The sequence below is a fragment of the Desulforhopalus glucosivorans genome (assembly GCF_054397165.1).
The window spans coordinates 2,977,873-2,999,451 of the sequence record NZ_AP044854.1; the positions used below are offsets into that span (position 1 = coordinate 2,977,873).

The 21,579-nt window shown below is 43.3% G+C and carries 26 protein-coding genes; all 26 read right to left on the reverse strand.

The features are described 5' to 3' along the window. Positions 1–29: 29 nt before the first annotated feature. The 26 genes from ACX6CI_RS12925 to rplR all read right to left on the reverse strand — a co-directional run bounded on the left by ACX6CI_RS12925 (position 30) and on the right by rplR (position 21,541). Positions 30–2,216, reverse strand: a complete 2,187-nt coding sequence (locus ACX6CI_RS12925; RefSeq protein WP_458774064.1) for a RelA/SpoT family protein — start codon at positions 2,214–2,216, stop codon at positions 30–32. A gap of 14 nt (positions 2,217–2,230) precedes the next feature. Beyond that, entirely contained in the window at positions 2,231–3,940 is a 1,710-nt protein-coding gene (locus ACX6CI_RS12930; protein WP_458774065.1) for a proline--tRNA ligase, read from the reverse strand. Between the two features lie 112 nt (positions 3,941–4,052). After that, positions 4,053–5,138, reverse strand: a complete 1,086-nt coding sequence (ispG, locus tag ACX6CI_RS12935; protein WP_458774066.1) for a flavodoxin-dependent (E)-4-hydroxy-3-methylbut-2-enyl-diphosphate synthase — start codon at positions 5,136–5,138, stop codon at positions 4,053–4,055. A gap of 127 nt (positions 5,139–5,265) precedes the next feature. Continuing rightward, positions 5,266–6,000, reverse strand: a complete 735-nt coding sequence (gene tsaB, locus ACX6CI_RS12940) for a tRNA (adenosine(37)-N6)-threonylcarbamoyltransferase complex dimerization subunit type 1 TsaB (RefSeq protein ID WP_458774067.1) — start codon at positions 5,998–6,000, stop codon at positions 5,266–5,268. Between the two features lie 8 nt (positions 6,001–6,008). Continuing rightward, on the reverse strand, positions 6,009–7,082 hold the full coding sequence (rseP, locus tag ACX6CI_RS12945) for an RIP metalloprotease RseP (protein WP_458774068.1): 1,074 nt from the start codon (positions 7,080–7,082) through the stop codon (positions 6,009–6,011). Positions 7,083–7,223: 141 nt separating this feature from the next. After that, positions 7,224–8,378, reverse strand: coding sequence for a 1-deoxy-D-xylulose-5-phosphate reductoisomerase (locus ACX6CI_RS12950; protein WP_458774069.1), 1,155 nt, complete (start codon positions 8,376–8,378; stop codon positions 7,224–7,226). Continuing rightward, positions 8,378–9,178, reverse strand: coding sequence for a phosphatidate cytidylyltransferase (locus ACX6CI_RS12955; protein WP_458774070.1), 801 nt, complete (start codon positions 9,176–9,178; stop codon positions 8,378–8,380). Before ACX6CI_RS12955 ends, ACX6CI_RS12950 begins: the two co-directional genes overlap by 1 nt. Before the next feature lie 2 nt (positions 9,179–9,180). Then, a complete protein-coding gene (locus tag ACX6CI_RS12960; RefSeq protein ID WP_458774071.1) occupies positions 9,181–9,927 on the reverse strand; it encodes an isoprenyl transferase in 747 nt (248 codons plus the stop codon). 133 nt (positions 9,928–10,060) lie between these two features. Continuing rightward, positions 10,061–10,615 (reverse strand): ribosome recycling factor, encoded by a 555-nt coding sequence (gene frr, locus ACX6CI_RS12965; protein WP_458774072.1) that lies wholly within the window; start codon positions 10,613–10,615, stop codon positions 10,061–10,063. A 149-nt stretch (positions 10,616–10,764) separates the two neighbouring features. Beyond that, complete coding sequence (pyrH, locus tag ACX6CI_RS12970; RefSeq protein ID WP_458774073.1) at positions 10,765–11,484, reverse strand: UMP kinase; 720 nt, start codon at positions 11,482–11,484, stop codon at positions 10,765–10,767. A gap of 91 nt (positions 11,485–11,575) precedes the next feature. After that, positions 11,576–12,172, reverse strand: a complete 597-nt coding sequence (tsf, locus tag ACX6CI_RS12975; protein WP_458774074.1) for a translation elongation factor Ts — start codon at positions 12,170–12,172, stop codon at positions 11,576–11,578. Positions 12,173–12,344: 172 nt separating this feature from the next. Then, positions 12,345–13,124, reverse strand: coding sequence for a 30S ribosomal protein S2 (rpsB, locus tag ACX6CI_RS12980; RefSeq protein WP_458774075.1), 780 nt, complete (start codon positions 13,122–13,124; stop codon positions 12,345–12,347). 209 nt (positions 13,125–13,333) lie between these two features. Then, entirely contained in the window at positions 13,334–14,098 is a 765-nt protein-coding gene (locus tag ACX6CI_RS12985) for a YkgJ family cysteine cluster protein (RefSeq protein ID WP_458774076.1), read from the reverse strand. 88 nt (positions 14,099–14,186) lie between these two features. Further along, complete coding sequence (gene rplQ, locus ACX6CI_RS12990) at positions 14,187–14,576, reverse strand: 50S ribosomal protein L17 (protein WP_458774077.1); 390 nt, start codon at positions 14,574–14,576, stop codon at positions 14,187–14,189. 71 nt (positions 14,577–14,647) lie between these two features. Beyond that, positions 14,648–15,688 carry a DNA-directed RNA polymerase subunit alpha gene (locus ACX6CI_RS12995; protein ID WP_458774078.1) on the reverse strand — a complete coding sequence of 347 codons (1,041 nt, stop codon included), beginning with the start codon at positions 15,686–15,688 and terminating at the stop codon, positions 14,648–14,650. A 141-nt stretch (positions 15,689–15,829) separates the two neighbouring features. Then, positions 15,830–16,459: a 30S ribosomal protein S4 gene (gene rpsD / locus ACX6CI_RS13000; RefSeq protein ID WP_458774079.1), complete on the reverse strand. Its 630-nt coding sequence runs from the start codon at positions 16,457–16,459 to the stop codon at positions 15,830–15,832. 50 nt (positions 16,460–16,509) lie between these two features. Then, positions 16,510–16,890: a 30S ribosomal protein S11 gene (rpsK, locus tag ACX6CI_RS13005; protein WP_458774080.1), complete on the reverse strand. Its 381-nt coding sequence runs from the start codon at positions 16,888–16,890 to the stop codon at positions 16,510–16,512. A 23-nt stretch (positions 16,891–16,913) separates the two neighbouring features. After that, entirely contained in the window at positions 16,914–17,279 is a 366-nt protein-coding gene (rpsM, locus tag ACX6CI_RS13010) for a 30S ribosomal protein S13 (protein WP_458774081.1), read from the reverse strand. A 47-nt stretch (positions 17,280–17,326) separates the two neighbouring features. After that, on the reverse strand, positions 17,327–17,440 hold the full coding sequence (gene rpmJ / locus ACX6CI_RS13015; RefSeq protein ID WP_458774082.1) for a 50S ribosomal protein L36: 114 nt from the start codon (positions 17,438–17,440) through the stop codon (positions 17,327–17,329). Positions 17,441–17,451: 11 nt separating this feature from the next. Then, entirely contained in the window at positions 17,452–17,688 is a 237-nt protein-coding gene (infA, locus tag ACX6CI_RS13020; RefSeq protein ID WP_035234762.1) for a translation initiation factor IF-1, read from the reverse strand. 88 nt (positions 17,689–17,776) lie between these two features. Further along, complete coding sequence (gene map, locus ACX6CI_RS13025) at positions 17,777–18,565, reverse strand: type I methionyl aminopeptidase (RefSeq protein ID WP_458774083.1); 789 nt, start codon at positions 18,563–18,565, stop codon at positions 17,777–17,779. Positions 18,566–18,567: 2 nt separating this feature from the next. Continuing rightward, positions 18,568–19,872, reverse strand: coding sequence for a preprotein translocase subunit SecY (secY, locus tag ACX6CI_RS13030; RefSeq protein ID WP_458774084.1), 1,305 nt, complete (start codon positions 19,870–19,872; stop codon positions 18,568–18,570). Positions 19,873–19,938: 66 nt separating this feature from the next. Then, entirely contained in the window at positions 19,939–20,379 is a 441-nt protein-coding gene (rplO, locus tag ACX6CI_RS13035) for a 50S ribosomal protein L15 (RefSeq protein ID WP_458774085.1), read from the reverse strand. A gap of 1 nt (position 20,380) precedes the next feature. Next, positions 20,381–20,563, reverse strand: a complete 183-nt coding sequence (gene rpmD / locus ACX6CI_RS13040; RefSeq protein WP_458774086.1) for a 50S ribosomal protein L30 — start codon at positions 20,561–20,563, stop codon at positions 20,381–20,383. 72 nt (positions 20,564–20,635) lie between these two features. Continuing rightward, positions 20,636–21,148: a 30S ribosomal protein S5 gene (gene rpsE / locus ACX6CI_RS13045; protein ID WP_458774087.1), complete on the reverse strand. Its 513-nt coding sequence runs from the start codon at positions 21,146–21,148 to the stop codon at positions 20,636–20,638. A gap of 27 nt (positions 21,149–21,175) precedes the next feature. After that, positions 21,176–21,541: a 50S ribosomal protein L18 gene (gene rplR / locus ACX6CI_RS13050; RefSeq protein ID WP_458774088.1), complete on the reverse strand. Its 366-nt coding sequence runs from the start codon at positions 21,539–21,541 to the stop codon at positions 21,176–21,178. Positions 21,542–21,579 lie beyond the last annotated feature (38 nt).

Below are 21,579 nucleotides of genomic sequence, written 5' to 3' on the forward strand. Positions count from 1 at the left end.
TTAAATCAACAATCACCATTACCGTTACATTACAAACGACGAACGGAAATAACAGCAGGAACCTGCCTAAGATGCTGCATCATCACGTTAAGATGGTCAAGATTTTCAACTTCAACAGAAATCGTCATCTGAGCTTGATCAGTAGGAGTCGTGTGGGCTGAAATATCGACAATATTGACACCATCAGTGGAAATTATTGCACTTAATTCGGCAAATATTCCCCTGGTATTTTCTGCCACAACATAGATACTCACCTTGTAGGTTTTATCTTCAATGCCGGACCAGGAGACATCAATCCATCGTTTTGGATCTGAACTCAGCAAATTAGCACAGTTTGCCTTATGTACTGAAACCCCTCTACCCATGGTTATAAATCCAACGATAGGGTCGCCAGGTAACGGACTGCAACACTGGCTTACTTTAACCAGCATGCCATCTATACCATCAATTCGGACACCGGATTTCCCCTTATCTGATTGCGGCCCATGCTGGCCCACCATCAAAGATGCGAGTTCTTCCGGAGGCAGTTGCTCTACCCGGGGTTGGTCATGGTCCTTACGCATTTCTGCAGGTAGTAACCCTTTAATGAGACTTTGCAGGGTTATGGTTCCGCTACCTACTTTAACAAGCAGGTCTTCAAGTGAGTTGCACTTCAGCTGCTTTAAGATAAGCTTAATATGCCCACTCTTAATAATTTTCTTCAGTGAAGTATCATATTTACGAATCTCACGATCACAGATTTCCCGACCAAGCTTAAGAGCCTTTTCCTTGTCTTCTCTTCGTAACCAGGAGCGGATTCTTGTTCTTGCACGACTGGTCTTAACAAGATCAAGCCAGCCCCTACGTGGGAACTGAGTTGGAGATGTAACAATATCTACAATATCCCCATTTTGTAGCTGATATTTAAGTGGGACCTGTCTTCCACCGACCTTTGCACCAACGCACTTATCTCCAACCTCTGTATGGATGGAATAAGCAAAGTCAATGGGGCAGCTTCCTTGCGGAAACTCCTTGACCTCACCTGTAGGAGTTAAGGCGTACACCTCAGGATCGTAAAGTTCACCAATGAGATTATCGAGGAATTCTCTTGGATCTTCAACTTCCTGTATGGATGTCACGAGCTTTTTCAGCTCACGGAACAGTTTAGCATCCTTATTAGACGCCTTTTGTCCTTCTTTATAGGCCCAGTGCGCAGCGACTCCTTCCTGTGCAACCCGGTCCATCTCATCTGTACGAATCTGAATCTCGATAAAATGTCCATGGGGTCCAACAACAGTCGTGTGCATGGACTGGTAGTTGTTGGACTTTGGGACCGATATAAAATCCTTAATCCGACCCTGAACAGGCGCCCAGTTGGCGTGGATTGTACCCAAGGCCTCATAGCACTCATTGACAGTGGAAACGATGATACGAAAGGCAACCTTGTCGTACACCATCTCAAGAGGAATGCTTTGGGCTTCCAGTTTTTTATAGATGGAATAAAGGTGTTTTGGTCGTCCTATGATCCGCATGGGAGTTATATTACTATCGCTCAACTTTCCACGTAGAATCTCTATAACCTCATCCACATAACCTTGACGCTGATCAAGGGAACTTTCCATCTTACTGCTCAGTTCATAATGTTCTTCAGGGTATAAAAACTTAAAAGAGAGATCTTCCAGCTCTCTTTTCAGCCAGTCTATTCCTAAACGGGATGCAAGGGGAGCGTAGATATCCATCGTTTCCCTTGCAATATATAGTTGCTGTTCACGGTCAACCATATCAAGAAGAAACATGTCGAGCAGTCTATCAACAAGCCGAACCAGAAGAACCCGCACATCGGCTGCAATGGCCAGTAACATCTTTCTCAGGTTGTCCGCCTGGCTTGCGAGCTTAGAGTTATAGGTAACCTCTTTGACCCGGCTGGAGCCATCAACTATAACCGCAACATCTTCCCCGAATTTACGGGCAATCTCCTCAAAACTGACACCAGTTTTAAAAATCCCGTGGAGGAGTCCGGCAAGAATCGTATCAAGATCGAGCTGCATAGATGCAAGGGTGGAGGACACTTCCAGGAGGTGCAAAACATACAACTCCCCAGAAAAATGCCTACGCCCTTCGTGTGCTACGGTAATCATCTCCCAGGCTTCATCTATCTTGGACAGGTCCTCATCTTTGAGATAATTGCCGACAAGGACTTTAAGGCCGCTAGGATTTATGGTTGCTACATTAGTCATTCAGAGATCTCAAGTTATCTTAAGGCTGTGAGAATCTTTTCCTGCAGGGTTGCAAGCGCATCTTCCGGGCTCATTTCCTCTACAGTTCCATCTTTTCTATACTTCACCTCAACGAGGCCAGTTTTAGCATAACCTTTTCCAACGGTGACTCTAAATGGAATACCTATGAGGTCTGCATCTTTAAATTTAAACCCTGGACGCTCATCACGGTCATCAATGAGAACCTCAACACCTGCTGCCTGAAACTGTTTGTACAGCTGTTCGGCCGCTTCGGTGATGGCAGTATCGTTTACTCCAAGATTAAGAATAACAACAGTAAAAGGAGCAATTGGAACCGGGAAGATAATTCCATCCTTATCGTGATTCTGTTCAATGGCTGCAGCGACGACTCTCGTAACGCCAACCCCATAACAACCCATGACAAAGTGTTTTTCCTTTCCGTCCTGATCCTGATATGTGGCATTCATCGATTCTGAATATCCGGTACCAAGTTTAAAAACGTGACCAACCTCGATACCTTCGGTGGTTTCAAGTTTACCACCGCATTCCGGGCATGGATCAGCTGTGGTTATCTGGCGAAGATCAGCAACAGCGTCAACCACACAATCACGGTCAAAATTCACATTACCCAAGTGATAGTTTTTCTCGTTGCCTCCAACATAGAAGTTTTCCATATTGACCACTTCCTGGTCGGCCACAACTTTGATCTTTATGCCAACAGGCCCTAGATAACCGGTGGGAACGCCAGTGGCATCGAAAACCTCTTTGTCTTCTGCCATTTCAACCTCGGCGACGCCAAGAAGATTTTTCAGTTTCACTTCTTCGACTTCTCTATCCCCTCGAATAAGAACTGCAACAGGGACATCGTCTGCCTTAAAGACCAGGGTTTTCACCAGTTGGGTAGGATCAATCTTTAGAAAGTCACATACAGCTTCGACCTTTCTTTTTCCTGGTGTCTCAATCTTTTCAAGTTCTGCCAGTGGTTCTTTGCGCTCTGTTTTTTCAACAACAACCGCTGCCTTTTCTATATTTGCGGCAAACTCACATTCGCTGCAAACTACGATGGTGTCTTCACCAGTATCTGCCAAAACCATAAATTCGTGGGAGAAACTGCCACCAATGGAACCTGAATCAGCCTGCACAGCACGAAACCTGAGACCACATCTTGTAAATATTCGCTTATAGGCATCATACATTTTCTGGTATGAGAGACTTGCAGCCTCATCGTCAACATCAAATGAATAGGCATCTTTCATAACAAATTCACGACCACGCATAAGGCCAAAGCGGGGACGAATTTCATCCCTGAATTTTGTCTGAATCTGATAGAGGTTAATTGGAAGATCACGGTAGGAATGCAGCTCCTTCCTGGCTATATCAGTAATAACCTCTTCATGGGTTGGCCCAAGACATGACTCACGGTTGTGACGATCATGAAAGCGAAGCAGCTCTGGACCATATTTCTCATAACGCCCAGTCTCAGCCCAAAGATCAGCGGGCTGCACCATAGGCATCAAAAGTTCCTGTGCCCCTGCCCTGTTCATCTCCTCACGGACGATATTTTCAACCTTTCGTATCGCGGCAAGGCCCACAGGAAGATAGGAGTAAATTCCGGCGGTCAACTTACGAATAAAGCCGGCACGAAGCATGAGTCTGTGACTGACCACTTCGGCTTCAGCCGGAGTCTCTTTCAACGTTGGTAATAAGGTCTCTGAATAGCGCATATGATTATTTTCTTTCTATGGGTTTATCTGTGAAGAGGTTTTTATAGCTGCTCGTTTTGAACTATTATAATCTAAGGGAACATAGGCGAACTAAGGCGCATGTATTGACCAGTTATTTTTTGAGCTTGGCCTCTTTTTCCATCTTTTTCAATTCTGTCATGAAGACGTCCATCAACTCATCTTCTTCTACTTTTTTCCAGATTTCGCCTTTTTTGAAGATGATTCCAACACCATTGCCTCCGGCAACACCGATATCCGCCTGTTTAGCCTCACCTGGTCCGTTAACGACACAGCCCATTACAGCAACCTTTAAGGGGCATTCCATGGTTTGAACAAACCGCTCAACTTCTTCCGCAAGGCCAAAAAGATCTATCTTGGTTCTGCCGCAGGTCGGGCAGGAGATGAGTTCAGGGCCACGCTCACGGATTTTAAGGGAACGCAACAGCTCAAAACCAACCCGTATTTCTTCTACAGGGTCACGGGTAAGTGATATTCGTATGGTATCACCAACGCCCTGACTCAAGAGGATACCAAGGGCTACACTTGACTTTACGGTGCCTGCAATCAGGCCTCCGGCTTCAGTTACACCAAGATGCAGAGGATAGTCAGTTTTTTTAGAGATCTCCTGATAACTGTTTATGGTGGTCAAGACATCAGATGACTTAATTGATATTTTAATATCCGTCAGGCCATACTTTTCAACCATACGAACATTACGCAGGGCACTTTCAATAAGAGCCGTGGTATTGGTTGGAGTTGGATACCCATGGGCTTTCAGGAGGTCCTTTTCAATGGAACCGCTATTCACTCCAACCCTGATGGGAACCTTATGGGCAAGGGCTGCTTCTACCACCTGCCTGGTCTTTTCTTCTCCACCAAGATTACCCGGGTTAATACGTATGGCATCGGCACCATTTTCCATTGAACTGATTGCAAGACGATAATCAAAGTGAATATCAGCAATGAGTGGAATACGGATTTTATCCTTGATCTTTGTAATAGCTGATGCGGCGTCTTGATCCAGCACCGCAACCCGGATAATGTCACAACCTGCATCCTGCAAACGGACTATCTGGGAAACTGTGGCTTCCACATCGGAAGTATCAGTGTTCGTCATGGACTGCACTGCAATAGGGGCATCTCCCCCTACAGGAACAGAACCAACATGTATTTTACGTGTTTGTCGCCGGATAATCATACCTAAATTTTACATTCTTGTTTTTACGTTTTTTTACATTGTGTCGTTACATCAAAAATTGGACAATTTTACGATAATTCATAATCTCACAGGAAAAGTATTTGCGAATTCAGGTCATGCTATCAGGTTATGCGCCTTTATTTGCTGCCAAGGCTTCTTGTTTCTTTTTAAGGTTCAACTCCGCATCAGAACTTCTAACATAGAGCGGTACAGCTGAACCTACATCTAAATATTTATTTTCCAAAAGATCTTCCGCGCAGAGCAAGCCAAGGGATGGAGCTGCTGGCTCGTGGAGAGCTGAAGGTACTATAGTAAGATTGTTACCAATAAGGTCGGAGAAAACCTGTCTGTACACAACGACCCCATCTCCAATCATCATTACTGGTTCGGTAATCCGGGCGGCAAGGTCCTCTGGACGAGCAGCACAGATATCGCAGATTCGTAACAGTTTGCCTTCTCCATCTCTTTTGTACAACGCCGCATACACTTCTTGTTTTCGTGCATCAAGAACTGAACAGATAAGACGGTCGGTAACACATTTTGCAGCTAGTGAGTCAAGGGTTGAGACCCCCAACAACTTTATACCAGAAGCTGCTGCCAAACCCTTCGCGGTAGCCATTCCGATTCGTAGACCAGTAAAGCTCCCGGGTCCAAGGCTCACTCCAATACCATCAATATCACTCCAGGCAACACCAACTTCTGCCATCAGCCAGTCGATACTGGTCAGCAGTCGCCTTGAATGGGTGACATTTGATGACAAACCAAGAGAAGCTATGACCTCACCGTCTGCCAAGGTTCCTCTCGTAAGAGCCAAACCTGTAGCCGGTGTTGCAGTGTCAATTGCAAGAATGAGAGGCTGCATGGTTTCCATTAATTAAAGAGCCGCGCAAGATCATTATAAAAAACAAAGATCATAAGACTACCAAGTAAACCAATACCTACCTGTTGGGCAACTATCTGTGCACGTTCGGCAACCGGCTTTCTACGAACCGCCTCAAGGGTCAAAAAGACCAGATGGCCACCATCAAGTACCGGAATTGGAAGCAAATTTAAAATCCCAAGATTTACGCTGAGCAGCCCCATAAAGTAGATAAGATTAATCCAGCCTGCCCTCATCTGTTCACCGGCTATTTGTGCAATCAAAATGGGTCCACCTAAATCCGATGCAGGAACCACTCTTTGAAAAATCTTAACAAAGCCCATTACAGTGAGCTCAATATACATCCAGGTCTGAAGGCCTGCGCTTTTCAGAGCCGCAACCATTCCCACATTATCGTAGGTGAATTCGTCGCTTTTCATGATTCCGATCATAAAACGCTGCTCTACCTCTTCTCCAAATACATTTTTAACCGTATCAATTGCAGGGGTGACAATAAGGGTCTGTTTTTCCCCTCCGCGATCTACGACCATGGTGATATCTTTACCCTCACTTGTCTTTACTGCCTCAAGTACGTCCAGCCATTTTTCTGTTTTGATCGCGTCTATCTCAACAATGATATCGCCAGGCTGAAGGCCGCTTTGTTCTGCAGGTGAATCGACAGTAATTTTGCCTATGGTTGTCGAATCTGTTGACGTTGGTACACCTACAAAGGCGAAAACCATGAAAAAGAGGAAAACAGAGAACAGGAGGTTAAATAGAGGTCCTGCAAAAACGATCCCGAAACGCTGGAAGACGGTTTTATGTGCAAAGGAGCCCCCCTTCTCTTCTTCAGTCATTTCACGTTCGTCCGGATTTTCTCCAAACATTTTGACAAAACCACCAAGGGGCAGGGCTGAAATCACATACTCGGTTTCGCCAATTGTTTTACCGGCAATTCGTGGCCCGAATCCTAAGGAAAATTTGAGGACCCGTACACCAAACAATTTAGCGAAAAGAAAGTGACCAAGCTCATGGACAAAGATCAGGAGTCCGAGAACAAGAATAAAGGAAAATAGTGTATTCATAGTTTGCTAAAAATTATATTTATTGGGTAATGCAGTACTCCAGAATTCATATCTTAACTGACAAGAAAAATGGACATTATTTTGAATTTAGTTATCCCGGTTGTGCTTCATATTAGCCGGGCCTGAGGAAAGATGGCCGTATCAAGACCCGATGATCCGACCTGCCACGATACGAGATTGTGTATCAGCCTCAAGAATATCTTCAAGGGAATTTTCATCTCCCCCCTGAACAATATCCATTGTTTTGGCAACTGTCTCTGCAATTTGTAAAAATTGTATTTTGCCATCAAGAAACGCCTCAACGGCAACCTCGTTTGCACTGTTAAGTACAGCAGGCAGAGTCCCACCTTCACCTATCGCGTCAAATGCAAGTTGCAATGCAGGAAAACAGCTATAATCAGGTTCTATAAAATCAAGTTGACCGCACTGGGAGAGGTGCAGAGGTTTTAAACCAAGCTCCATGCGCTCCGGATAAGAGAGCGCATATGCTATGGGTATACGCATATCGGGAATCCCTAGCTGAGCGATAACGGAGCCGTCTTTATATTCTACAAGAGAATGAACGATGGATTGAGGGTGGACCACAACATCTATAGAGTCTGTCCCAACGTCAAATAACCATCTCGCTTCAATCACCTCAAGTCCCTTGTTCATAAGAGTCGCTGAATCAATGGAGATTTTTCTCCCCATACTCCAGTTGGGATGATTAAGTGCCTGCGCAGGGCTCACCTTTTGTAATTCTTCATGAGTTCGCCCCCGAAAAGGGCCGCCGGATGCGGTGAGGATAATTTTATGAAGATCATCTTTACGCCCAGCCTCAAGGGCTTGAAAGATAGCGGAGTGCTCGGAGTCAACAGGAAACAGTCTGACCCCATTTTTTTCCACCTCATCCATGACAATCTTTCCTGCCATGACAAGGGTTTCCTTATTAGCAAGACCGATATCCTTTCCAGCGCGGATGGCTGCAAGTGTCGGTAGAAGTCCTGCAGCACCAACAATGGCAGACATGGTAATATCCGCACCATCTATAGCTGCAACAAGCTCATTACCACTCACCCCATGATATATCCTTGCAGAATAGTTATCAGGTAAAATAGCGGTGAGTTCGCTTGCTCGCTTTTCATCTAGCACAGAGATTATTTCAGGCTCAAACTCGAGTACCTGATTTGCCAGTAACTCAACATTGGTTCCTGCAGCAAGCCCTACAATCCTGAATCTATCAGGATACTGCCGTACAACTTCAAGAACGTTTACACCGATAGAGCCTGTGGAACCGAGAAGGGATATACCTTTCATTATAGCACCGAAAATATGAGAAAATAGTACATAACAGGTGCAACAAAGAGCAGTGAATCCACCCTATCTAATATTCCACCGTGACCGGCAAGACAACTTCCAGAATCTTTGGTGCCGGTTCCTCTTTTGATTATTGACTCTGTAAGGTCTCCTGCAATTCCTATTAATCCCAAAACGATGGTTACTATAATGAGTGAAATAATATTAAAGGATGGTAGCAGCAATATGGCAAAACCTATTGACGCAATAAGCGCACAGAGGATGCCACCAAGAGCACCTTCAATAGTTTTATTAGGACTAATGTTTGGGCACAGCTTTCTTTTACCAAAGTTTTTCCCGGCAAAATACGCACCACTATCAGATGATGCTGTTATAGCAGTTGCGATGAGTACCCAACTCGCGCCATCAGGAAGCCCTCGCAACAGGATAAGATGAGCACCAAGGATTCCCACATATAAAACACCCATTACAAGGCGTGCCATCAAGGAATAACAGTCTTCAAGTATTCTATAGCGAAAGAGAAAGTAGCCAACTGTAAGTGCAAATGAAACTATAAGCGCTGGGAGCAGAACTGATGGCAGCGGTTTAAAACAGGCTGTGGCAGCAGGAAGTGCAATGAGTCCATCTAAAACGAGTCGATCAATAGTAGAAGGTATGACTGGAAAGGCCATGCGAATATATTCATCAGCACCTATTAGAACGATAATGAATATGACAAGGTTGAAAATCGGCGCAGACCCAATGAGCAGTAACAACAGCCATAAACCTGCAATCAATAACCCGGGTACGATTCGCTTCATATTTACTCTTGAGTTACCTGTTCACCAGTTTGGCCAAATCGACGTTGTCTCTGCTGATAATCAGCTAAAGCCTGAAAAAACACGTCTTTTCTAAAGTCAGGCCACATGGTTTTACTGAAGTAGATTTCCGCATAGGACAACTGCCAAAGCAGGAAGTTAGAAAGACGAGACTCTCCACCGGTACGAATAAGCAGATCAGGATCCGGTATGAGATGGGTATCCAGGGAATCAGTAATGTGCTTATCGGAGATATTGGCAACATCCAGCTTACCTTCAACACATTCTTGACTTATTTTACGAACCGCGCGCACGATCTCATCGCGCCCACCATAACTAAGAGCAAGATTTAATGTCATCTTGCTGTTATTTTCAGTGGCCTTAATAACATTTTTAAGAGACGTACGAACACCCTCCGGGAGTCTTTCATGGTCACCAATGGAGAGCAACCTGATTCCATTCTTCTGCATCTTGGGCAGTTCTGCCTCAAGATAATGTTTTAGAATGGACATAAGTCCAGTAACTTCCTTGGGGGGGCGTTGCCAGTTTTCAGAGGAAAAGGCGTAGAGGGTAAGATAGGAGATACCGATCTCACCACACACCTCGACGATATTCTGGACAGACTCAGCGCCGGCTTTATGACCAAAGAGGCGCGGCTTTTTTTTATTCTGAGCCCAGCGACCGTTCCCATCCATAATGATGGCAACGTGACGGGGAATACGACTTAAATCAATATCTGGAGTCACAATCATATACAATCAATACTCAGTTAATTTGCAGCAAAAAGATCTCCACCGAGCTCCTACCATCAGGCAAGAGCTTTCGGAGGTAACTTCAGCCAGCCCTTATGTAAAAAGCAGATGCTAGAATTCGCCAGGACAGAGATTAGACCTCCATCACTTCCTTTTCCTTGCTTGCAGTGGCATCGTCTATCTGCTTTACATAGGAATCAGTTTCGCTCTGGGCGTCATCTTGAAACTTGAAAAGGTCGTCTTCTGAGATCTCTTTATCTTTCTTCTGCTTTTTCAACGTCTCAATAGCATCTCGACGTGCATTTCGAATAGCTACACGGAAATCCTCAGCAATCTTTTTAACCATCTTAACTAGCTCCTTACGACGCTCTTCTGTCAGCATAGGAATATTGAGACGAATAATTTTTCCATCATTAACAGGATTGAGTCCAATATCTGATTTGAGAATTGCTTTCTCTATTGCTGGAAGCATTTGAGGGTCCCATGGCTGAATCGCAATCATTCGACTCTCAGGAATCGTTAATGTCCCAACCTGATTAAGAGGCATGCCGCTACCATAGGCATCAACAGTAATTCCATCAAGGATAGCAAGGGAAGCACGGCCGGTTCGAACCTTTGACAATTCTACGCGGAAAGCTTCTACACTTTTTTCCATCTTCTCAGACATCTCTAAAATAACATCACTCATAGTATCACCTTATATTATGCTAACCCGGATAAACGGGGAGTACGTCGGGATAAATACCTTAACAAAATTCTACAATAGAATAACAGTGGATAAGCGAAGACGTCCAATGAATTTTTCAGGTATTAAATAAGTAAAATTCTCTGTCTTTATTAAGAAGTAATAATCGTTCCAACATTTTCGCCAGCAGCTGCACGCTTTATATTACCGGATACGCCCATATTGAGCACCATAATCGGTAAATTATCTTCTTTGGCCAGCGCAATTCCGGCTGCATCCATTACCCGCAAACCTTTACTCAGTACATTCTCATATGTAAGGGTTTCATATTTGACTGCATCGTCATGGATCATAGGATCCTTATCATACACGCCATCAACCTTTGTCGCCTTGATAACTACGTCAGCATCTATCTCAAGTGCGCGGAGTACGCCTGCAGAATCGGTGGTAAAATACGGATTACCGGTTCCTGCTGCAAAGATGACAACACGACCTTTTTCCAGGTGTCTGGTCGCTCTTCTACGTATATATGGCTCAGAAACGGACTGCATGGGAATCGCTGACATCACGCGGGTAATAACCCCTGCTCTTTCAAGAGCGTCCTGCATAGCAAGGCTATTCATCACTGTTGCAAGCATTCCCATATTGTCTGCTGTGGTTCTATCCATACCTTTACTCGCTCCGGCAACACCACGGAAGATATTACCCGCACCAATAACGAGCCCCAGCTCAACGCCGGTTGCTACAACCTCTTTAACTTCTGAAGCAACAAATTCAAGAACACTGGTGTTAATGCCGTAGGAGTCTTCTCCCATCAGCGCTTCACCACTTAATTTTAACAGGATACGTTTATACTTAAGGTTCTCAGACATGATATCTTCCTTTTTGTGAGATTATAGTGGATTGTGCAAAGCTAAAACAAAAAAAAGGGATGGTTATAAAACCACCCCTTGGTCAGGTTAATTATTCAGCACCAACCTGGAATCTCGCAAACCGCTTGATGGAGATGTTCTCTCCCATCTTTGCTACAACTTCATTTAAAAGATCCTGAACAGTCAGGTCAGGATTTTTAACGTATTTTTGCTCAAGAAGTGCTACTTCACCAAGAAATTTCTCAATCTTGCCAGTCACCATTTTCTCAGCAATTGCCTCTGGTTTACCAGAATCGATTGCCTGCTGAATAAAAATGTCTTTCTCGCGAGCTACGAGCTCTGCCGGAACGTCTTCCCGTGAAATCGCAGCAGGATTTACAGCAGCAACATGCATAGCAATATCTTTTGCAAATGCTCTGAAATCTTCATTTTTAGCAACAAAATCAGTCTCGCAACCGAGCTCAACCATTACACCTAAACCACCACCGGCATGGATATAGGTTTCAATACATCCCTCACTGGTTGCACGACCGGCTCTTTTAGCTGCAACTGCAAGACCTTTCTGGCGAAGCAGATCAACTGCCTTCTCCATATCACCCTCTGTTTTATTGAGGGCTTTCTTACAATCCATCATACCAGCCTGGGTCTTATCGCGCAGATCTTTTACCATCTTAGCTGTAATTTGCATGGTAAATCTCCTTATAACTTACGTTGAATAACAATATATGATTTGCGAAATCTACAGGTAACGCAAATTCTCGATCTCAAAACATACGAAAAAGGGGCGGTCACGCGACAGCCCCCTTTCCATAGTTACTTCACCTGACTAACTGGAGCGCCCAGTACAAACAAACTATAAATTACTGTTGCGCTTCTGCGTCGGTTCCTGCTGCCATTTCCTGTCCTGCATCGCCCATAGCTGCGGCAACAGCTTCTTCAGATGCATCTTCACCATCACGCATTGCCTGTCCTGCAAGAACAGCTTCTGCAACATGATGACTCAGGAGACGAATGGAACGGATAGCATCGTCGTTGCCTGGAATAACAAAGTCGATGTTATCAGGGTCACAGTTGGTATCAGTAACGGCTACTACAGGAATTCCAAGTTTAACCGCTTCATTTACGGCGATGCTCTCTTTACGAGGATCGACCATAAAGATTGCAGAAGGAAGTCCCTTCATATTTTTAATACCACCGACATTTCTCTCAAGCTTAATTCTTTCTTTTTCCATAAGAAGGATCTCTTTCTTTGGAAAACGATTAATAGAACCATCTGCTTGCATTGACTCAATGGATTTCAGTCTATCAATAGAGTTCTTGATGGTCTGAAAGTTGGTGAGCATTCCACCAAGCCATCTGTGGTCAACATAGTATTGATTGCAACGCTTGGCTTCTTCGTTGATGATTCCCTGCGCCTGACGCTTGGTACCAACAAAAAGGATACTACCACCTTTTTTGACTTGCTCTGTAATATAACTACAGGCTTTATCATACAACTTTTTGGTAACATCAAGGTTGATGATATATATACCGTTACGAGGTCCATAAATGTACTGCTTCATTTTCGGATTCCATCGTCTGGTTTGATGTCCAAAGTGAACACCTGCCTGTAACATGTCTTTTACACTAGCGTTTGCCATTGTTTTTCTCCTTCCGGTTATTCCTCCATCTTCTATAATTGCATGCCGGTTAGCGAAACCTGACAGACAACACCAGAATTACTAAGAAGATGTGTGTGATAAATGAACAGGACTCCACTAGCCCTGCATATAAAAAACGAACAACATTATCTTTTAACATGAGCAAAAAGTTTTTGCAAGACAACTTCAAGCCATATAACACCACTAAGTTAATTTCTAATCAGGCTCGATTTACCAGTAAGAATGAGCTTTAACCATTCAAAACCAAATTTTTGAAGTTCACTATCTTCCTTTTTTAAACGATTTTTAAAATCCTTACTCAGCTTAAATTGCTTAATCAGTTTATGTTGATCACAAAATCGCCTAAAGCCATCGATATTGTAACAAACCATAAAGGCCATCTGCTGCTTTTCCCCACCTGCCCCTTCACCCTTCCATGGATTTTGTCGGAAAAGAATATCTATTTCAGCCCACAGACTATTCATACTATTGTACTCAATAAGCCGCTGAGACCTCACCCATGAAGAAACATTAGTGCTTTTTTCTTCGTGGTGTCCCTTACAATAGTCGTGATTTGTAAGAAAATACACCTCTTCAAGACTTCCAGACGTAGAACCGATAACACCACGTTCAAGGGGGTATGTCCTACAGGCGGATGGACGATCGCTATAAACCGAACATCCTTCACTTTTAAGAAAAGGACACGCCTTGGGATCATCGTCGATAAGCTTTAATTTAACGGTGGGAAAGAATGGATTGTCACCTTTTTCTAAAAAAGTATGCTCACGGATAAACTGTTCAGAGTCTATTCCTAATACTTTTTTCAAGCGAATAACATCATAGGGATAGAGTGTGAGATTGACATTCTTACAACAAAATGTAAAACAGGAAACACCGGGATGACATTCAAAAGTAAAAGGTGATTCCCCAAGTGGAGTAGCAGATTTATCTGCTGATTGAACTTCATCGGACATATCAGTCACCACAGAAAATAGTAAAAAAAAAGCTGGTAGGAGCATATTGCTCTTACCAGCTTTAAGTACATCTCAAATCAAAGGTCGACTATTCCTCAGTTTCAGGAACCTCGATAACCTCTTCATAACCAACCAGTTCAAGAATGGCCATGCTTGCACAGTCACCTTTTCTGACACCAGTCTTGATGATACGGGTGTAACCACCTTTGCGATCATCAAAGTTGTCTTTGATCTCAGTGAAAAGCTTTTCGACAACGTCCTTGCTTCGAATAAAGCTTAAAGCCTGACGACGTGCATGAAGATCTCCACGTTTTGCCAAAGTGATCATCTTCTCTGCGATTGGACGAGCTTCCTTTGCTTTTTCCGTAGTAGTTACAATACGCTCGTGCTCAAACAGGGAGGTAACCATATTGCGGAACATAGCAGATCTATGTGAGCTGGTCCGACCTAATTTTCTACCGGAATATTTATGTCTCATTTTGTTTTCCTCAACTACTACACAAAACTAAAGTAAGTATATCAGTTATATAAAATTAAAGTGATCTGAGATCAGGCTTCTTCGCTATCAGCTCTCTCGTTTGGTGCAACCCAGTGCTCAAACTTCATTCCGAGAGTAAGATCCATCTCTGATAGTAGTGCTTTTATCTCATTAAGTGACTTACGACCAAAGTTTTTAGTCTTAAGCATTTCCTGATCTGATTTCTGAGCAAGATCACCAATAAAATTAATATCAGCGTTCTTAAGACAGTTAGCAGAACGAACAGAGAGCTCAAGATCTTCAACAGGCTTATCGAGAAATGGGTTCAGTGGCTCAGCAGTAGCTGCAGCATCAACCTTCACTTCAGGTTCAGCCTTTTCCTCATCAAAATTGATGAAGATAGTCATTTGTTCTTTTAATATTTTTCCTGCGTATGCCAGTGCATTTTCAGGCTTAAGGCTACCATCGGTTTCAATCTCCAAGGTAAGCTTATCATAGTCGGTCTGTTGACCAACACGAGCCTGTGATGTGACATACTGTATTTTCTTAATTGGAGTGAAAATCGCGTCGATTGGAATTTGTCCAATAGTAAGATTTTCCTTATCCATCTTCTCTGCAGGTTGGTACCCCTTTCCCCACTCAACGGTAAGCTCAGCGTGGAAGGAGATTTTACCTGTAAGAGTACAGATAATTTGATCAGGATTCATCACTTCAACGTATCCACCAGGATTGATATCCGCGGCAGTAACAACGCCTGGACCTTCCTTTTCTATGGTTACTTTCTGTGAATCACCAGAATTGAGCTTGAGTCGAACCTGCTTAAGGTTCAGGATAATCTCACTTACATCTTCCAGAATATCTTTCATGGAAGTGAATTCGTGCAAGGCACCCTCAATCTTAACCGTAGTAATCGCAACACCTTGGATAGAGGAAAGAAGAATTCTTCTCAAGGAGTTACCAATAGTGGTAGCAAAGCCTCTTTCAAGTGGTTGACAAACAAACTTACCGTATGTTTCGGTATGTTTATTTTGATCGACCTCTAACTTCTCAGGTTTGATCAGCTCGTGCCAATTACGGTGAAATGGTATTTTTTCGTCGGCAGCTTGAGTCATAGATTTCCTTTTATGCGCTACGAAATGCTAACTACAATTCGTGGCAGATAATTTACTCTGTTTAGGATAAAACTTTTTGTCTTACTAAAAACACGTGTTGCGCTACCATAAGTAGCGCTAACACATATAAACTCACGAATTTTACTTGGAGTAAAGTTCGACGATAAGTTGTTCCTGCATAGGCATTGTGAGTTCTTCTCTGTTTGGCAGAGCCTTCACAGTGGCCTTAAAGTTATCCTTATCTAATTCCAACCAGCTTGGAACACCACGTCGTACTACAGCTTCAAGATTCTCAACGATAGAAGCGTTAGCGCGGCTCTTTTCTTTCAGAGTGATAACGTCACCTACTGAAACCTGAAAAGATGGGATGTTAACCTTCTTACCGTTAATAAGAATATGATTGTGTCTTACGATCTGACGCGCCTGATTTCTGGAAGATGCAAAACCGATTCTGAAAATAGTGTTATCAAGTCTTCTTTCAAGAAGTACGAGAAGGTTTTCACCAGTAACACCTTTTTGCGAATCAGCCTTTTTGAAGTAGAGACGAAACTGACTCTCGAGCATACCATACATGCTCTTAACCTTCTGCTTTTCCCGTAACTGGATGGCGTAGTCAGATTGCTTTTTAAATCTAGATTGCCCATGCTGACCAGGGCCAAACGCCCTCCGCTCGAAAGAACACTTGTCGGAGTAGCAACGATCACCCTTGAGGTACAATTTTAAATTTTCTCTTCTGCATCGACGGCATGCAGCACCTATATTTCTAGCCAACGTGGGCCTCCATTCTAATTAGAATTGTATAATTGTAAAACAAAAAGCCGTTAAACACGACGGCGCTTTGGAGGTTTACATCCATTGTGAGGAATAGGTGTTACATCGTATATCTTACTCACCTCAAACCCGGTATTAATGAGCGCTCTAAGAGCTGCTTCTCTACCTGGCCCAGGTCCTTTGACCTTAACCTCAACCTTTCTCATTCCGCAATCAGCAGCTTTCTTAGCTGCATCTGCCAGTGCATTTTGAGCTGCAAAAGGAGTACTCTTACGAGATCCTTTAAAGCCTAAGACACCAGCACTACACCAAGAGACAACGTTACCCTGCTTATCAGAGATCGTTACAATAGTGTTATTAAAGGTAGAATAGATAAAAACAAGACCCTCAGGTATGTTCTTTTTCACCTTTCTCTTTTTTGACACTGCCATAATCTACACCTTATTTAGTTCAATTACTTACGTCGACCCGCACCTTTACGCGGCCCTTTCCTGGTACGTGCGTTTGTCTTGGTCTTTTGACCACGACAAGGAAGCCCCATACGATGCCTACGACCACGGTAACAACCAAGATCTGTGAGACGTTTGATATCCATAGAAACTTCTCTTCTACGATCACCTTCTACGGTATATTCGTCTTCAAGAACCTTTCTGATTCTGTTAACATCGTCACCATCCAGATCGTCACTATTCATAGTGTACGGAAGGTCAACTTTATCTAGTATATTTCTTGCTGAGGTTAACCCAATACCATGTATATAAGTTAACGCTCTATCCATATGTTTATTTTTTGGAAGGTCAATTCCTGCTATACGTGCCAAGACATATCTCCTTGAGAGAAGTAGGTTTAATTAGCGACTAGAGTGCTTTATCCCTGTCTCTGTTTATGTTTTTTTATCTTACAGGAAACGCGAACAACACCGTTACGTTTGTATATTTTACAGTCACTACACATTTTTTTTACAGACGCGCGTACTTTCATTATCGAACTCTCTATTTTTTCTTTTTGGCATTCTTAGCCCGAAACGTAACCCTACCCCTCGTCAAATCGTAAGGAGAGAGTTCTATGGTGACCCTATCACCAGGCAGAATTTTAATAAAATGCATACGCATCTTACCTGAAATGTGGGCCAGTACCTTATGACCGTTATCTAGCTCTACGCGGAACATCGCATTGGGCAGTGGCTCAATAATGGTACCTTCAACTTCAATAGCTTCTTCTTTAGCCATGGTATTCCTGGAAAATCAAAGTTTCAATTAAAAACGGATCAATATAATGTATTTTTTCATTAAAGAGAAGAACTTTTTTTTGGACATTTCAATTTCCCCATGAACTCAACACCAAGGGGCCATTCTCTGTTACTGCAACTGAGTGTTCAAAGTGCGCTGAATATTTATTATCAGCTGTAAGCACCGTCCACCCGTCACGCAGCACCTTAACCTTATGTGTTCCCATGTTAACCATAGGTTCAATGGCAAGGACCATCCCCGGTATAAGCCGTGGTGTTCTTTCTCCCTGGTAGAAGTTAGGTATCTCAGGCGCCTCGTGTAGTGACTGGCCAATGCCGTGTCCTACAAACTGACGCACTACTGAGAATCCATTGCCTTCTACACACTCTTGAACAGCTTTAGAGATATCAGCAATCCTGTTATCAACAACGACCTGTTCAATAGCATTATCAAGTGATTCTTTAGTTACCTTAAGAAGCCGTTCAACTTCAGGAGATATTTTTCCTACAGCGATAGTTACTGCAGAATCACCAAAGAAACCTTTATACTGCACTCCAAAGTCAATTGAGATAATATCCCCTTTACGGAGTTTTCTCTTTCTTGTTGGAATGCCGTGTACTACTTCTTCATTTATTGAAACGCACAACGACCCTGGAAATCCTCTATACCCCTTAAATGCCGGTATGGCATTATTACTGATACAGAAGTCTTCAGCTATCTTATCCAGATCCCAAGTGGTTACACCTACGTCTATACTATCTTTTACGAGCTTTAAGGTATTGGCGACGATCTGATTAGCATCGTACATGACCTTAATATCATCAGCTGTTTTTAGGATAATAGAACGAGGTCCTCTCCCTTCCCCAGATGCGGTCACTGCTATCTACGTCCTTTGACCTTGCCCTGTTTCATGAATCCTTCATAATTTCTCATATGAAGATGGGATTCGATTTGTGAAATAGTATCGATTCCAACACCAACAACAATGAGCAGAGCAGTACCACCGAAAAAGAATGGTATATTAAATTGTGCGATTAAAAGAGTTGGCAGTACACAAACAGCACTGAGGTAAATCGCTCCAACAACGGTTAATCTGGTTAAAACTTTATCAATAAATTCGGCAGTCTTCTTACCCGGACGAATCCCTGGAACAAAACCACCATTTTTCTTCAAATTCTCTGCAACATCTTCTGGCTTAAAAGTAACAGCCGTATAGAAAAAGCAGAAAAATACGATCATTGCTATGTAACAGATATAGTAATAAACCGTTCCAGGTGACATGGCGGCAGAAACCTGCTGAACCCAGTCAATCTGGATGAAGCTACCAATTGTCGCAGGAAACATCATAATTGACGATGCAAAAATTGGAGGAATTACTCCGGAAACATTTATTTTAAGCGGCAAATGAGAACTCTGACCACCATAAACCTTCCTACCTACAACTCGCTTAGCGTACTGGATGGGTATACGCCTCTGGGATGTCTCGAAGAAGACAATCACAGCAATGACACCAAACATGAACAGTACTAAAAACGGAACAAAAAACAGTGCGATCTCACCAGCTTGTATAAGCTGGATAGAGTTCACTATTGCTGCAGGTCCTCGGGCTACGATACCAGCAAAGATGATAAGAGAGATACCGTTTCCAATCCCTCTCTCAGTCATCTGTTCCCCAAGCCACATAATAAATGCAGTTCCAGAAGTCAGGGTCAACATGGTCATCAGCTTAAACTGGAGACCGGGATCAAGGACGATAGCCTCTCCCCCAGGTCCGGTCATACCCTGAAGCCCAGTTGCTATAAAGGTACCCTGGATAATACTAAGAACAACAGTACCGTACCTTGTATACTGAGTAATCTTCCTTTGACCAGCCGGACCCTCTTTTTTGAGAGCCTCAAGCTGAGGGATTACTACAGTAAGCAGTTGAATAATAATTGATGCACTAATGTAGGGCATAATGCCCAGTGCAAAAATGGAGAAATTCTCTAAAGCACCACCGGAAAACATATTAAACATGCCAAAGAGGGTGCCAGCATTCTGGTTAAAGAATGCTGATAACGCTTCCCCGTTAATTCCTGGTGTAGGAATTTGAACTCCGATCCTGTAGACAGCGAGCATGATAAGGGTAAAAAGAACCCTACGTCGCAGTTCAGGAATATTTGCAGCACTCTGCAGTCCACTCATTAGTCGTACCTATTGCCTTACAAATATATTAAATATAAAGGTAACTACAAAACAGAAAAGGCGTAATTAAACTAGGGTAAGTGTCCCGCCTGCTGCTTCAATCTTCGCTTGAGCTGATGCAGAAGCCTTGTTAACCTGAACAGTGATTGCCTTTGTGATCTCACCATTGGCGAGGATCTTGACCAAACTGTTCTTCTTAACCATTCCAGCTTCAACAAGAGTATCAATAGTTACAACTGTATCTTTTTCAAAAGCGTCAAGCTGAGTCAGAGAAACAAGAGCAAATTCCTTGCGGAAAATGTTATTGAAACCCTTCTTAGGAAGACGTCTCTGGAGTGGCATCTGGCCACCCTCAAATCCTGGCTTAACACCGGAACCTGAACGACTCTTGAAACCCTTGTGTCCACGTCCAGCAGTTTTACCATGACCACTACCAGGTCCACGTCCTAGACGCTTTACCTGCTTAGTTGATCCTGCCTTAGGAGAAAGATTACCTAACGTCAACATGCTATATCTCCTCTACTTTTACAAGATGCGAAACTTTTCGGAGCATACCTCTGAGTTCAGGGGTATCCTTTCTTGTGACAGTCTTATTCATTTTGGTGAGCCCAAGCCCTGTTAAGGTTGCATTGATTTTCTTGGTACTCCCAATGCCACTCTTAACGAGAGTAATTGTAATTGTCTCGGCCATCTGACTACCTTCTTTTATAAATATTACTCAACGTTGGTCCAAAAGGTAAAACCACTTTGCACCACGTTGAAATTATGCAGTTATTTCTTCTACCGTCTTACCGCGCAGCTCTGCAATTTTTTGAGCTGAACGCAGTTCTTTTAATCCTGCCAATGTGGCCTTAACCATATTATGTGGATTGTGGGACCCGAGGCACTTGGTGAGAACATTATGCACACCTACAGCTTCAAGGACCGCACGAACAGGACCACCAGCAATAAGACCGGTACCAGCAGATGCTGGCTTGAGCAATACTCGCCCGGCACCGAAGTGCCCGATTACCTGGTGAGGAATTGAAGCCTCGGTAAGAGAAACCTGAAACATGCTCTTACGTGCTTTTTCAACACCTTTGCGGATTGCATCAGGAACCTGATTTGCTTTTCCTAGACCGTAACCTACTTTACCTTTACCATCGCCTACGACGACAATTGCACTAAAGCTAAATCTACGACCACCTTTTACAACCTTAGCTACACGGTTGATGAAAACAATCTTTTCAATCAGTTCCTCAGTGGCAGCACTTTTGGAACGCTTAAAATCAGACAAGGGGCACCCCCGTTATAGTATAAATCATTAAAATTCAAGACCACCTTCACGAGCGCCCTCGGAAAGTGACTTAACTCTACCGTGATAAACGGATCCACCTCTATCAAAAATAACTTTGGTGATTCCGGCAGCTTTTGCGCGGGTTGCAAGGACTTCGCCTACAACTTTAGCTACAGCTACTTTCTCAGTACTTTCACCAGGAGTGAACTCTTTATCTACCGTTGACATTGATACAAGGGTCTTACCTGCAGCATCATCAATAATTTGAGCATATATATGCTTATTGCTCTTGAAGACGCGTAGACGTGGTCTTTCAGCGCTTCCGGTAAGCTTCTTTCTGATTCTGCGAACACGTTTTGCACGAGCAACTGTCTTTGGATTTGTTCTAGCCATTACTTTTTACCATTAATTTTATTACGACCAAGAAGGCC